A 15,313-nucleotide genomic window follows, 5' to 3' on the forward strand; every position below is an offset into this window, starting at 1 on the left:
AAGGAAGTGTACATTTGTGCACTTCCTTTTTTTTAGAACATGCGTAGGTCATTTCAAATAGCATACTTTATCCTTCTGATATTAGGCGCTTGCCAAAAACAAAAGCCTACATCAGAGGTGCTTTTTGAAAAAATCGATTCAAAAGTCTCCGGCCTAACCTTCCGGAATGATTTGAATTACACGGAAAAAATTAACCCCTATACCTTTCGGAATTTTTACAATGGAGCAGGAGTTGCCTTGGGTGATCTCAATAATGACGGCTTGTTGGATATTTTCCTCGCTGGCAATCAAACCTCCAATAGGCTCTATATAAATCAAGGCAACCTGACTTTCAAAGACATTACGAAAGAAGCGGGTTTAGACTCCGAGGGAAGTTGGACTACTGGCGTCAGTATAGCCGATGTAAATGGTGATGGTCTTTTGGATATTTACGTTTGCAAGTCAGGTCCTCTCAATACTCCTGACCGAAGCAATGAACTTTTCATCAACCAGGGAAACCTGATTTTTGTCGAAAAAGCGTCTGAATACGGTTTGGATGAAAAAGCACTTTCTCAACATGCTGTTTTCTTCGACTATGACAAAGACGGCGACCTAGATCTGTATCTACTTAGTAACTCTCCCCGATCCGTCGGGATTTTTGACTTGCGTGAGGGGCAAAGGGAAATCCGGGATCCAAATGGAGGCAATAAACTTTTTAAAAATGAGGGTGACATATTCAAGGACGTCAGCGAAGAAGCCGGTATCTATGGGAGCGCGATAGGATATGGGCTCGGTGTGACTGTTGCTGACTTAAATGAAGACAATTGGCCTGATCTATACGTTTCCAACGACTTCTTTGAGCGGGACTACCTGTATTTGAACAATCAAGACGGAAGCTTTTCCGAAGTTCTTCCTGATTTGATTCCTGAGATCAGCATGGGATCAATGGGTGCTGATATTGCCGATCTCGATAATGATAATCGTCCTGACATCTTCGTAACCGAAATGCTCCCTGAAGATATGGGACGCGTAAAAACCAAAACCCCTTTTGAAGAGTGGGATAAGTTTCAATCGAATTTCAAAGCCGGATATCATCGCCAATTTACCCGAAATACCCTTCAAAGAAATCTAGGAAAAGACCCTTCCACTGGACAGCCCCTTTTTACTGAAGTTTCCAGAATGGCAGGAGTTCAGGCAACCGATTGGAGCTGGGGAGCTTTGATTTTTGATGCTGATTTGGATGGCTGGAAAGATATTTTTGTCGCAAACGGGATAGTCAAGGACTTGACTGATTTCGACTTTGTAAATTATTACGCCTTTAACCCCGATAAAGTCAATGAGTACCGTTCGGATTCAGTCTTAATCACCAAAATGATTGATGCCTTCCCTTCCACTCCACTTAAGAATTATTGGTTTAAAAATGAAAGGAATTGGAAGTTTTCCAACCAGGCAGCTGAATCCGGATTAACTGAAAAAACCTTCAGTACCGGAGCAGCTTATGGAGACTTGGATAATGATGGGGATTTGGATTTGATAATCAACAACCTGAATGGAGAGGTTTCCTTATATAAAAACAAAGCATTTGAATTGGGGAAAGGAAATTTTATCGGAATTGATTTAGGAAATGCTTTTGGAGCCAAAGTCCAAATTCAAACCGAGGGGATAGCACAAATTCAGGAATTTCAGCCGGTAAAAGGTTATATGTCCTCTGTGGATCAACGACTGTTTTTCGGATTGGGAAAATCTGACAGTATTCAAAATTTAAAAATTGAATGGCCTGATGGAAGTGTATCCGAATATCAACAAGTTACAGCAAACCAAATCCTCAAAATCCAACGGAAAAGCTCCTATTTCCCTAATCAGGAAAAAAACACCTCTTCAACATTACTTTCAAGGGAGAGTATGCTCTATGATTTAAAGCATCAGGAAAGTGATTTTGTGGACTTTGACCGGGATAGACTTCGCTATTGGTCTATCAGCAATGAAGGTCCTAAAGTTTCATTAAGCTCCAATACAGTAAATGGCTCTCCCTTATTATTTCTTCCAAATGGAAAAGGGTTCTCTTCTAGTTTGTACCAATTGACAGAAAAACCTGAGTGGAAGGAAATCAAAACGGACATTTCCCAATCTGATCGCCAGACAGAAGATGTTGGCGGGGTATTTTTTGATGCAAATGGAGATGGTTTGGATGATCTGTTGGTGTTGAGTGGTGGAATAGAGTTTCCTGAGAATAGTCCGGATTATTCGGACAGATTATATTTCCAACAATCGGATGGAAACTTTGAGGAATCTCAACAAGTCTTTTCAAAAATGCCAACGGCTTTTGCACTTCCTTTCGATTGGGATGGGGATCAAGATATTGATTTAATCATCGGGGAAAGAGCTCACCCCTATGGGTATGGAATTCCCGTTGGTGTGACCTTTTGGGAAAATGATGGAAAGGGAAATTTCCAAGATATCTCAAATTCATTCAGCCCTGAATTGCAAAACTTAGGAATGCTGACAGCTGGGACCATATCAGATTTGGATTTAGATGGGAATATGGAATTAATCCTTACGGGAGAATGGATGGGAATTCGAATCTTCTCTTTCCAAAACAATTCTTGGGTTGATCAAACGGAGTATTTTGGAATGCAGAACACCTCAGGACTTTGGTATAGCCTTTTGGTAGAAGATGTAGATGGGGACGGCTATAAGGATATTCTAGCCGGAAATATGGGAACAAACACCCGGTTGGATTTCAAGAATGGCTCTATCCTGAGAATGTACGTAAATGACTTTGACCAAAATGGCAGCGCTGATCATATCCTTTGTGAATTTGATGGAGAAAAATCCACACCTTGGGTGATGAAAAACAGCCTCGTCCGACAAATCCCTACCCTCCAAAAATCGCTGCTTCGATATGCCGACTATGGCACTAAAAAATTCGAGGATTTATTTTCTCCAAACTCCATTGCGAATTCCGTAATTTTGGAAGCTAACAATCTGGAGACCAGCCTTTGGATCAATAAAAAAGGTACTGGATTTTCAAAAGTCTCTTTACCAATTGCATTACAGCAAGCACCTGTCTATGCAACTACGTATTTTGAGGACTCGGAGGGTAACCGCTACTTGGCCCTTGGAGGAAATCAAAGTAGAATCAAGCCCGAGTTGGGAACTCAACTTGGTTCCTACGGCTGGATTCTCAAATTTGAATCAAATCAGTCTTGGAAGCTGCTGGGACCAGAAGAAAGTGGTTTCGTAGTGAAAGGAGAAATCAGAGATTTGAAAACAATAAAACAAGCCAATAACCACTATTTAATTGCCTTTAGAAATGATGAAACACCGGTTCTATTTAAGATCCGCCCTTAGTTTGCTGATTACCGTTTCACTTTTCGCTTGCGAAAGCCAATATCAAAAAATCGAGCGAAGAGAATTGGAATCAGGAGAAATAAACAACGAGCTGTTCCTAAACCTTGAATTGGGAATGGATAAACGCGACTTTTTTGAAACCTGCTGGCAACTCAATAAAGAAGGAATCCTTACCAATGGTCCCACTGAACTTTCGGTTGAATACGCTATTGAATTACCTTCCGGAAAGTCAGCTAAAATGCGTTTTTATCCAGATTTTGTAGATAATAAAATCTACCTCATGCCTGTGGAATTTGTGTATGACGGTTGGGCTCCTTGGAATGAAGAACTGAGCGTTGAAAACCTTCGGGAAGATGTGATCGCGCAATTTGAAAAATGGTATGGACCAGGCTTTTTTGAAGTTTCAAATGAAGATAAAAGTCTGATTGCTTTTGTAAAGATTGACGGAAATCGAAGAGTACGAATTTTCAAAAAATCGCTATCCTCAGTTAGAGCAGAGATCGTCGATCTGAACATTTCAAAAAATCTTGAAAAATCCCCCTCATGAGTAAAAAATGGCCAATAGCGATCGTAATCTTATTGATCTTTTCCTGTACCACGGTTGAGAAAAATGAGCCTACCCTATTTCAAGAATTAGACCCTTCTCAATCTGGAATCGATTTTCGAAATGATCTCTCATTCGATGAGGATTTTAACATTTTTACCTACCGTAATTATTACAATGGAGGAGGCGTCGCTTTGGGAGATGTTAACCAAGACGGACTATTGGATATCTATTTCACAGCAAACCTATCCTCTAACAAACTCTACCTGAATAAAGGAAACCTCCAATTCGAAGATGTTACCGAAAAGGCCGGCGTGGGAGGAAAACGAGCTTGGTCCACAGGAGTGGCAATGGCAGACATCAATGGTGATGGACTCTTGGATATTTATGTTTGTAATTCGGGGGATATTTCCGGTGACAATAAACAAAATGAACTTTTCATCAACCAAGGTGATGGGACTTTTTCTGAAGAAGCTGAAAAATATGGATTGGCCGATCAGGGCTTTTCTACCCATGCAGTCTTTTTTGATTATGACAAAGATGGAGACTTAGATGTCTATCTTTTGAACAATAGCTATCAAGCCATTGGAAGCTTTAATAAAATGCAAAATGAACGCCCTAACCGGGACCCTGTGGGCGGAGATAAGCTTTTTAGAAATGATGGAGAAAGGTTTACAGACGTTAGTGAAGAAGCTGGCATATATGGCTCCATAATTGGTTTCGGATTGGGAATCACTATCGGGGATGTGAATCAAGATACCTGGCCGGATATTTTTATTTCTAACGATTTTTTTGAGCGAGATTATCTCTACATCAATAATCAAGATGGAACCTTCACCGAATCGTTGGAATCAGCCATGCGATCAATTTCGGCGGCCTCCATGGGAGCAGATATCGCTGATATCAATGGAGATGGGCTTTTGGATATTTTCGTGACAGACATGTTACCTGAACCTTTAGAGCGATTAAAGCAGGTGACCACTTTCGAAAATTGGGACAAGTTCCAATTCAACAAAAATCACGGTTATCACTATCAATATTCCCGAAACATGCTCCATATCAACAATGGAGATGGGACTTTCAGTGAGATGGGAAGAATGGCCAATGTAGAGGCAACCGATTGGAGTTGGGGAGCCTTAATTTTCGACATGGACAGTGATGGCCTCCGAGACTTATTTGTTGCCAATGGAATCTATCAGGATATTACCGATTTGGATTACCTCAACTTCATCGATGATGAAGAAACAAAAGTAAAAATCATTACCGGAGAAGGGGTAGACTATCGTGCTTTGATAGACCCGATTCCTGTAAATCCGGTTTCCAATTATGCCTTTCACAATGAAGGGGATTTACGGTTCATTAACAAAGCAAATGAATGGGGATTGGGCGAACCTATTCATTCCAATGGTGCGGCTTATGGAGATTTGAACAATGATGGATTTCCGGATTTGGTAGTCAACAATGTAAATCGTGAGGCTCAGCTATTCATCAATCAAACCCCTTCCCTACTTCCCAAAAATCATTTCATTCAATTGAATTTGATCGGAAAGGGTAAGAATACAGAAGCAATAGGAACGAAAGTTTTGGCAAAGTCGAACGATCAGGTCTTTTATCAAGAGCAAATGCCCAACCGGGGTTTCCAATCCTCTGTCGATCCCAAAATCACCATTGGTTTAGGAGAAATTGTGCAATTGGATGAACTTATCGTAACCTGGCCCGATAATTCCCGAACAGTTTTACAAAATGTTCCTGCTGATCAATTATTGGAACTTCGCTGGGAAGATGCAAACGATTTTGAACCAATAGAAGAAAATCCAAAAGCAAGTATCTTCTCCAAGGATAATTCCCAAAAACTAAATTTCACCCATCAGGAAAATCCGTTTGTTGATTTCGATCGAGACCGATTGACCTACCATATGTTCTCAACAGAAGGTCCTGCTTTCGTAAAAGCAGATGTCAATGGAGACGGATTGGATGATTTGTACTTTGGAGGTGCAAAAGGATTTTCAGGTCAGCTTTTCTTGGGAAAGATTAATGGGGAGTTTATACCTTCAGCCCAAGTGGCTTTCGAACAAGATGCGCCTTCGGAGGACACGGATGCCTTATTTTTCGATGCCAATGGAGATGGAGCCTTAGATCTTTTTGTCACTTCCGGAGGGAATGAATTCCCACTTTATTCACAAGATTTAGCAGATCGGCTTTACCTAAATGATGGGGATGGGAATTTCACCAAAGAGACAAACGCTGGATTTCTAGCAGTGAAGGGAAGCAGTTCGGTAGCCCAAGTCATTGATATCAACGAGGATGGAAAGCCTGATCTTTTTGTGGGTGAACGATTAGTGCCATTTGTCTACGGTGCTCCAGCAAACAGTCATATTTGGGTAAATGATGGAACGGGAAAATTTGAGGAAAAGACTTCAGAACTCGCTCCCCAACTTCAAGAATTAGGAATGATTACCGACGCCAATTGGGTGGATTGGGATAGCGATGGAAAATCTGACCTTGTTCTTGTGGGGGATTGGATGGCTCCTACTTTCTTCCGCAATACAGGAGGGCAACTTGAAAAAATAGAAATGCCTGAAATGGAAAACCTCAAAGGGTGGTACAGAAGCCTGGAGGTTGCTGATTTGAATCAGGATAATTTGCCAGACTTGATTCTTGGAAATCAAGGATTGAATACTCGATTCAAGGCCAACTCAGAACAGTCTATTCAACTTTATCTGAATGATTTTGATCAAAATGGGTCCATTGAACAGGTATTTACAGTTGTAGAAGATGGAGTAATTAGTCCTTACACATTGAAGCATGAGTTGGAGATGCAGATTCCAAGTATTAAGAAGAAATACATCAAGTATTCGAATTACAACAATCAAACCTTGAATCAGATTTTCAATTCCGACGTGCTTTCAAAATCCATCGTTCTGGAGGCAAATCATTTGGAATCGGGAGTTTTGATCAATTTGGGTCAGGGGAATTTTGAATGGAAATCATTTCCAAGAGAAGCTCAGAAATCCTGGATTTTTGCGAGCCAGGTATATGATTTCAACCAAGATGGGATCGTCGATATCCTTTTAGGGGGGAATTTAGCAGGAGTAAAACCTCAAATTGGAAAATCGGACGCTAGCTATGGAGAGTTATTGCTCGGAAAGGGTGATGGAAGTTTTGAATTTGTCCCTAATCGATCTCTTGGACTTAAACTGGAAGGAGATATCCGACATTTTGAAATTCTTCAACCGGGTCACCTCCTAGTTGTAAAAAATAATGCCTCCGCAGAAATCTGGAATTATGATTGGAAATAAGTTTTCAGAGATCATTCTTATCAGTTTGGGAGCACTCTTTTTGTTTTCTTGTAAGCAGGAAGAGAGGAGTCCGAAATTATTTGAATTGCTTTCTTCGGAACAAACCGGGATAACCTTTGAAAATCGATTGGTTTCCACCGATTCCATGAATATTCTGGAATACTTGTATTTCTACAACGGAGGAGGTGTAGCAGCGGGCGATATCAATAATGATGGCTTGGTGGACCTATTTTTTTCCGGAAATCAAGTTCCAAGTAAACTCTATCTGAACAAAGGAAATTTCCAATTTGAAGACATTAGCGAAAGTGCTGGAATCTCCGAAATGGGAGGCTGGTCCAATGGAGCAACCTTTGCCGATGTAAATGGAGATGGATTCTTGGATTTGTATGTGAGTCAAGTCTCTGGATACAAAGGAATTGAAGGAAAAAACCGACTTTGGATCAATCAAGGTGATTTAACCTTTGAGGAACAGGGAGAAGCGTATGGGGTGGATTTTAGAGGGTTTGGAACTCATGCGGCATTTTTTGACTATGACCGGGATGGAGACTTAGACCTATACCTTTTGAATCATGGTGTCAAATCTCCAGAAGTTTTCGCAAAATCAGAAAACCGTTTTATCTCCTATGAAGGAGGCGATAAACTTCTAGAAAATCTATCTGCACAAGGGGAAGAACGATTTTTAGATGCCACACAAGAATCAGGAATCTATTCCAGCATTTTGGGTTTTGGTTTAGGGGTAGCTGTAGAAGACTTCAATCAAGATGGTTGGCCAGATATCTACGTCTCCAATGACTTCACCGAAAATGATTACCTCTATTTAAATCAACAGGATGGTACATTTAAGGAGTCTTTAGAAGATTGGATTGCCAATACCTCTCGCTATTCCATGGGAAACGATGCCGCAGATTTGAATGGAGATGGATTGCCGGAAATCTTCACCACCGACATGCTGCCGGAAGATCCAGAAATTTGGATGAAGTCTGTCGGAGAGGATAAGGTAGAGGTTTACCAAATCAAAAAGCAATTCAACTACGCAGATCAATACGTCCGTAATAATCTCCAATTGAATCGAGGTGAAAAAGGATTTAGTGAAATAGCACTTTATTCTGGAGTATATGCTTCCGACTGGAGCTGGTCTCCTCTGCTTTGGGACATGGACAATGATGGCTTCGCGGACATCCATATTACAAATGGTATTGTGAAGCGGCCAAATGATTTGGATTTCATCCAATACTCTCAGGAAGCGGATCCAAAAATGACCTTAAGTGAGCTTCGTAAAAGGCAAATCGACATGCTTCCCAGTGTGAAGCTTCCTAATTACACCTTCCGCAATTTGGGAGATCTTAGGTTTATTTCAATGTCTAGCGAATGGGGTCTCGATCAACCTTCCTATTCCAATGGCAGTACCTTTGCTGATTTGGATAATGATGGCGATCTGGAACTAATTATCAATAATCTGGATCAGGAAGCCTTCATCTACCAAAACCGCAGCGATCAGACGGGGAATCATTTTCTCCGAATCAACCTTTCCAGTCCAGAGTTTAACTCTTTCGGTATTGGCGCAGAAGTCACCCTTTTTGCTCCCGAAAAAATCTTCCGCCAACGACTTAGCACTTCTCGCGGATTCCAATCTGGAACCTCCACTACCCTAGTTTTTGGTTTGGGCGAAATAGAAAAAATTGATTCTATTCAGGTTGTATGGCCAGAAGGGGGCCGGGAAATTTTTGAGGCAATCCCAGTCAACACAACATTAACCTTAAAAAAGGGAGATGGAAAAGGGATTTCGGAAATCACTAATCCAATCAAATCAGACTACCGCTCTCCTATTGATTGGAAGCATATCGAAAAAACCGAAATCAGAGAATCAGATCGAGAATACCTACTTCCTAGAAGTTATGCATCCGAAGGTCCTGCTATTGCTATTGGCGATGTAAATGGAGACGGACTGGAAGACCTATATCTCGGGGGAGCAAAGGATCAACCTGGAGAAATTCACCTCCAACAAACGGATGGAAGTTTCCAAAAAATAGAAAATCCCATCTTCGATCAATTAGCCAAGGCTGAGGATGTCGTCGCTTTATTTTCAGATTTAAATGGAGATGGAAACCTTGATCTGTATGTGGGAAGTGGTGGAAATGAAGAGCAGCAAGGCAATCTTTTCCTCTTTGATCGTGTGTTCTTTGGCGACGGAACAGGGTCATTTCGCTTCTCTCCAAATTCTCTTCCTCCCCTTGGAGAAAACACCTCCACCATTGCTCCAATTGATATCAATCTGGATGGAGCAATTGACCTCTTTATCGGCGCCTCCAATGTCCCCGGTGATTATGGGGCTGAACCAAAGAGTTACCTTCTTGTAAACAATGGCAGAGGCCAATTTCAAGAGCAAACAGAAATCTTGTTCGGAGAAAACAGGCACTTTGGAATGGTGAATGACGCCGTTTGGACTGATCTAAATAGAGACGGCACTGAAGAACTGGTACTTGCAGGTGAATGGCAGGGTGTTCGGATTTTTTCTAAAAATGGAGACCGATTCGAAGAACAATTATATCCGGGACTGGAGTATTCCTCCGGTTGGATTCAATCCATTCTGATTGAAGATATCAATGGTGATGGACTTCTGGATATTCTTACAGGAAATCTGGGTCTTAATTCCAAATTGAAGTCCAGCAAAGAAAACCCTGTCATCCTTTATCATGCGGATTTTGATCAAAATGAAAAAGCCGAACCGCTAATTTTTCACTACATGGGTGAAAAATTGGTGCCTTTTGTAACAAGAGACGACTTGATTAAGCAAATCCCCGGAATCAAAAAGTTACACCCCTCCTATCAGGAATATGCCAAAATCCAGCGACCGGAAGACCTTTTCTCAAGAGAGGCCCTGGACCTAGCTGATAAAAAAGAAGCTGTAGAATTCCGGTCTGGCGCTTATTTGCACCAGCAAGGCGGCTCTTTTGAATTTGTTCCTTTTCCTTGGGAGCAGCAATTGAGCCCTATAGTTTCCATGCTATGGGATGAGACCACAAAAACCCTTTATCTCGGAGGGAATTTCTCAGGATATCGAGTGGATCTTGGAAAAAATAACGGGCAATCTATTTCTGCATTGAAATGGTCGAAAGAAAACTGGGAAGCAGTCGGACTAGCACCGACTGTACCCCTTCAAGCCGAAATACGGCATATTCTAGCAATTGATAAAGAAATCATCGCTGTATCGAATGATGGTCCGATTTTTTATGTTAAGGTTTCTAAGGAATGATAAAAATCATTGTCCACAACAAGATTTTCAACCTACATTTGCTCACCTCGTTTAGCTTATTGGCTTGAGTCCAGCACATTAATTCCATAAATTACCGATTAATTAAAAGTAGATTTCTTATGCGCATTCAGCGATTCATTTATATCCTATTAATCCTAGGTGTAGCCGCCTGCCAAAAACAGGTAGATTATAGTCAGGCAATTACCGATGGCTATTACCTCAGTGAGGCGCAAGACCGAATCACAGAAGTGATTATCCACGATATATTTTCTCCGCCCGTTGCGGCCAGAATTTATTCCTACTCATCGCTTGCTGCATATGAAGTAGCTGCTGCAACTGACCCGTCATATGAATCCCTTTTGGGACAGCTCAAAGGTTCGGAAAAAACCAATTTCGAAGTTCCACAGGATATTTATCCTCCTTTAGCGGCCTTAGCGGCCTATTATCATACCGGAACTTCTTTAATCTTTTCAGAAGATATGGTTAACGCCCATCGGGATACAGCTTTCGAGGAGCTTCGAGAAAAGGGAATTCCGGACGATGTATTTGAAGCTTCTGTAGAATTTGGGCAGCAGGTAGGAAATGCTATTTTGGCTTATTCTAAGAAAGACAATTATCATGAAAGCCGATCATTTCCGAAATACACTGTGACAAACCTACCAGGTACTTGGGAACCTACCCCTCCAGCTTACATGGAAGGAATAGAACCGCATTGGAGAACTATCCGAACTTACGTAATTGATTCTGCCGCACAGTTCAAGGTATCTCCACCACCACCTTTCTCGACTGATCCAAATTCAGAATTTTACAAGTTGGCCTATGAGGTTTATGAAACGGTAAATAATGCAGATAAGGAAAAACTGGACATCGCGATGTTCTGGGATTGCAATCCTTACAAAATGAATGTAAAGGGGCATGTGATGTTCGCGGAGAAAAAAATAACTCCAGGAGGTCACTGGATGAGTATCGCCGCCATCGCATCCAAAACCGCCAACGCCGACTGGAAAAAGACTGCTGAAGCTTTTGCTTTGACTGGAATATCCCTTCATGATGCCTTTGTTGCCTGTTGGGATGAAAAATACCGAAGCATTTTGATCCGTCCGGAAACCTACATCAATCAATACATTGATGAGGAATGGGTCCCAGTCTTACAAACTCCGCCATTCCCAGAACACACAAGTGGGCACAGTGTGGCTTCCACTGCAGCAGCTTATACCCTGACCCAGCTTTTTGGTGAAGATTTCCATTTTGTGGATAGTTCGGAAGTAGAGTATGGACTTCCTATTCGAGAATATAATTCCTTCATGGAAGCCTCTTCAGAAGCTGCGATTTCAAGATTATATGGCGGAATTCATTACATGCCAGCAATTGAAGAAGGTGTTTGGCAAGGGAAAAAAGTGGGAGAGCTTATTTGGTCGCGAATTAGCACCAAGCCTCAAAATATCGCAGAAAACAAGTAAATTAAGCAGCCCAAAAGGGCTGTTTTTTTTGTTTCACCCAAAACCAAATCTGATTTATGGCCAATCCAATTTGGATTATGACTTCAGCTTTCGATCAGCTGAATCTCGAACAAACCATCGAAAAGGCAAGCGAAATTGGTGTTCAAGGATTAGACCTTTGTGTCTTTCGGAGAGACGGAACCCGAGATGATTTTGTCGCGACGCATTTGGATTATGAAAATTTCGGTCCTGCAGATGCCTCTAGACTAATTGACCAATTCAATACTGCATCTTTAAGACTTTCTATCGGAGCATTCGAAAATCTGATCGGCGGCGATCCTGAGCAACGGATCAAAAACCAAAACCATCTCCTACGTTTGATTCGAATGGCTTATTTGCTGGGAGGTGACGAAAATGATGTGAAAGTCGGAACCTTTGTTGGATATAATCATGAATTAGGGAACCAAAATGGAGGATTCGAAAAAAACTTATTGAAGTATCAGAAAATTTTCGCTCCCATTATCAAATATGCCGAGGATCTAGGAGTGACAATTTTATATGAGAACTGCCCTATGGAGGGCTGGAGGAGTTCGGGTTATTTCGGAACCTACAACAATCTTCCTGGAGTATTGGCTGCAAGAAAATTAATGTATGAATTGATCCCTTCTCCGAATCATGGGGAAATCTACGATCCTTCACATGATATCTGGCAGCATACCGATCCAGTTGAAGTTATTCGCCATACAGACATGAATCGATTGAAGCGCATTCACGTCAAATCTACACGAAACAACCCGGATCCTTACTGGGGCAATATGTACCCCATGCATCAAATTCCAGCAGATTGGGCAAAAAAAGCAGGAATCTCATCCAGTACTAATCCTTGGGATCGGCATCATTATGAAGCCACCTTACCAGGATTTGGATTGGGAGACAATCTGGACTGGAGAGCCTTTGTAAATATTTTGAAAGATAAAGGCTTTACAGGCCCATTTGAAATTGAAAATGAGGCTTTACTTTCCAAGCAAACCGGGAAAATGGGTGCCATTGTGCAGGGATGTAAGGCAGCTGTTCAAAATCTTGCCCCTCTCCTTTATAGTTTGAGTGACGAAGGCTGGACTTATCCAACTGAAGCGTATAAACCGCTGGTTCAGGTCGACCGGAAAGACATTCCTCTACGAACAATGGATGAACTCCTCTGACTCTTCTCAGGAGTTTTCTGCTTCGTAAACTTGATCTATCTTTAAATTCGGACCTTCGGCTGCAGCCACCGCGAGCTGATCACAACGCTCATTTTCTGGGTGACCTGCATGTCCCTTCACCCAAATGAATTTGGGTTTGTATTTTAAATGGAGGGGAATATATTGTCGCCAAAGGTCCGGATTTTTTTTATCCTTGAAGCCCTTTTTTTGCCAACCCCACAACCAGCCTTTTTCGATAGCGTCTACTACATATTTACTGTCCGAATAAATCGTCACGGGAATATCCGGAAGTTTTATTTCCTGCAAAGCCCGAATCACGGCCAGCAATTCCATCCGGTTGTTGGTAGTCAACCGATACCCTTCGGAAAGCTCTTTCCTATGATGTTTAAATTTCAGAACCACTCCATAGCCTCCCGGGCCTGGATTCCCCTTGGCAGCTCCATCCGTAAAAATTGTAATCATTCCGTAAAGAAAAGGAATTTGGGCTCTTAGACAATTTCCATGGGAAAGGCATTGGTCTTGAAAATCTTCACCGCAATGGAAAGGAGAATAATTCCAAAAATACGTCTCAAGACATCCAAGCCAGTTTTACCTAGCTTTCGCTCCAACCAAGAGGTACTTTTTAACACAGCATAGACCAAAAGCAAATTCAAAACAATTCCAATGGCAATATTCAATTGAGCGTACTCCGCCTTCAAGGTCAAAATGGTGGTTAGGGTTCCCGCTCCTGCGATTAAGGGAAAAGCGATAGGGACAATGGAAGCACCTGAGGAGGCTTCAGGATCAGGTTTAAACAATTCGATACCCAAAATCATCTCAGCACCCAAAGCAAAAATGATCAAAGCACCGGCAATGGCAAAGTCATCAACTCCAATTCCAAATAAGCCTAAAATTGATTTCCCACCAAGTAGGAACACAATCATTAATACGCCAGCCGCCAACGTTGCTTTTCCGGACTGAATATGGCCAGCCTTCTTTCGCAAATTGATGATGATCGGAATAGATCCGAGTATATCTATCACCGAAAAGAGGATCAATGAAACCGATAAAATTTGCTTGAAGTCAATCATGCCGCAAAGCTACGCCAAATAAAATTTGCTTTGCAATATTTTACCAAGAGGATTTCTCTCCTATTCCTATTAAATGAGACTTAGCCTTATTTGACTTTTATACTTGCGCTCAGTATTTGCTCAAAAAAGCGATCAAACGATCAATTTCGATATCGGTAATGGCTGGAAAATTAGCTACACGAAACGAAGTGGGCTTTAAAGGTCCATAACCACTTCCCAATTGCATTCCTTCCACTTCGGCTGCTTTCTTCACTTCAGAAATCAAAGACTCCGTTCCAGTTACTCCGAGAACTGTTGTACTTCTTGTTTCCGCATTATCTACTAGAAGTCGAAGGCTTTTGCTATGGATGATACACTGCTCAAGTTTTTTGATGCGATCCCGAAGTCGATGATCGATATGTTGGATCTCTGGAATATCCTGTAAAACCCGCTTGAGGAGATAAATTCCTAGGACATTTGGGGTATAATGTGTTTGAAAAGAGCGGGCATTTTCTAGCATAAAGTTGAGGCTATTATACCTTCCTCGCTCTCCCTTTTCTTCTGTTTGCTTGATGGCTCTGGGAGAAAGAATCAAAATTCCCAATCCGGCGGGCAATCCAAAACATTTTTGGACGGAAGCATACCAAATGTCCGCCAATTCAAAGTTGAGTTCAATCCCCGCCATACTAGATGTCGTATCCACAGCAATCAGCTTTTCGGGATATTTTTCACGAATCTGCTCCAAAATTTCCATCGGCACCTGTGTGGCGTTGGAGGTTTCATTTTGGGTAATCGCAATCAGATCAAATCCCTCTCCGATTTCTAAACCCGGAACATCAATTGCTTCATTGGCATCGATCTTAATCCCGGCGGTATTGGGTAGAATGTGTTGGGCAAAATTGATCCACTTTTTCCCGAAAGAACCTGAGTAAATATGAAAGCTCGCCCGCTCTACGATAGACTGAGAAATAATTTCCCAATTCTCAGTGGCTGAAGAAGTAAATAAAAGCTGATAATCTTCCGGCATATGGAGCTTTTCCTGGAAAAGTCGCTGAACCTCCTGGTATAAATTCATAAAGGCAGCACTCCGGTGATTGGCACTGAGAATTCCTTCCTGATAAGCATCCTGAAGGTACTGAGGCATCATATCGTAGACCTTTGAAGGTCCTGCGGAAAAGGTAAGCATAGGTTTGAAAA

The 15,313-nt window shown here is 41.7% G+C and carries 9 protein-coding genes; 6 read left to right on the forward strand and 3 right to left on the reverse strand.

All coding sequences use genetic code 11. From position 1 onward, the window contains the following. The first annotated feature begins 39 nt into the window (after nucleotides 1-39). The 6 genes from HWE15_RS01355 (at nucleotide 40) to HWE15_RS01380 (ending at nucleotide 13,067) form a co-directional block, all read left to right on the forward strand. Nucleotides 40-3,330: a VCBS repeat-containing protein gene (locus tag HWE15_RS01355; RefSeq protein ID WP_290505699.1), complete on the forward strand. Its 3,291-nt coding sequence runs from the start codon at nucleotides 40-42 to the stop codon at nucleotides 3,328-3,330. After that, nucleotides 3,293-3,877, forward strand: coding sequence for a hypothetical protein (locus HWE15_RS01360; RefSeq protein WP_290505700.1), 585 nt, complete (start codon nucleotides 3,293-3,295; stop codon nucleotides 3,875-3,877). Before HWE15_RS01355 ends, HWE15_RS01360 begins: the two co-directional genes overlap by 38 nt. Further along, entirely contained in the window at nucleotides 3,874-7,173 is a 3,300-nt protein-coding gene (locus tag HWE15_RS01365) for a VCBS repeat-containing protein (RefSeq protein ID WP_290505701.1), read from the forward strand. Before HWE15_RS01360 ends, HWE15_RS01365 begins: the two co-directional genes overlap by 4 nt. Then, complete coding sequence (locus tag HWE15_RS01370; protein ID WP_290505702.1) at nucleotides 7,136-10,426, forward strand: VCBS repeat-containing protein; 3,291 nt, start codon at nucleotides 7,136-7,138, stop codon at nucleotides 10,424-10,426. The genes HWE15_RS01365 and HWE15_RS01370 overlap by 38 nt, the downstream gene beginning before the upstream one ends. A 119-nt stretch (nucleotides 10,427-10,545) precedes the next feature. Further along, complete coding sequence (locus HWE15_RS01375) at nucleotides 10,546-11,886, forward strand: vanadium-dependent haloperoxidase (RefSeq protein WP_290505703.1); 1,341 nt, start codon at nucleotides 10,546-10,548, stop codon at nucleotides 11,884-11,886. 56 nt (nucleotides 11,887-11,942) lie between these two features. Beyond that, the gene (locus HWE15_RS01380; RefSeq protein WP_290505704.1) at nucleotides 11,943-13,067 is read left to right on the forward strand and encodes a sugar phosphate isomerase/epimerase; all 1,125 of its coding nucleotides are present in this window, start codon (nucleotides 11,943-11,945) and stop codon (nucleotides 13,065-13,067) included. 6 nt (nucleotides 13,068-13,073) lie between these two features. Here the strand turns inward: HWE15_RS01380 and rnhA are convergent, their stop codons facing one another. The 3 genes from rnhA to HWE15_RS01395 form a co-directional block, all read right to left on the reverse strand. Then, a complete protein-coding gene (rnhA, locus tag HWE15_RS01385) occupies nucleotides 13,074-13,529 on the reverse strand; it encodes a ribonuclease HI (protein WP_290505705.1) in 456 nt (151 codons plus the stop codon). A gap of 26 nt (nucleotides 13,530-13,555) precedes the next feature. Beyond that, the gene (locus tag HWE15_RS01390) at nucleotides 13,556-14,137 is read right to left on the reverse strand and encodes a MarC family protein (protein ID WP_290505706.1); all 582 of its coding nucleotides are present in this window, start codon (nucleotides 14,135-14,137) and stop codon (nucleotides 13,556-13,558) included. A 109-nt stretch (nucleotides 14,138-14,246) separates the two neighbouring features. Next, nucleotides 14,247-15,302 carry an aminotransferase class V-fold PLP-dependent enzyme gene (locus tag HWE15_RS01395; RefSeq protein WP_290505707.1) on the reverse strand — a complete coding sequence of 352 codons (1,056 nt, stop codon included), beginning with the start codon at nucleotides 15,300-15,302 and terminating at the stop codon, nucleotides 14,247-14,249. Nucleotides 15,303-15,313: the final 11 nt, after the last annotated feature.

The sequence above is a fragment of the Algoriphagus sp. genome, assembly GCF_013373065.1.
Lineage (GTDB): Bacteria > Bacteroidota > Bacteroidia > Cytophagales > Cyclobacteriaceae > Algoriphagus.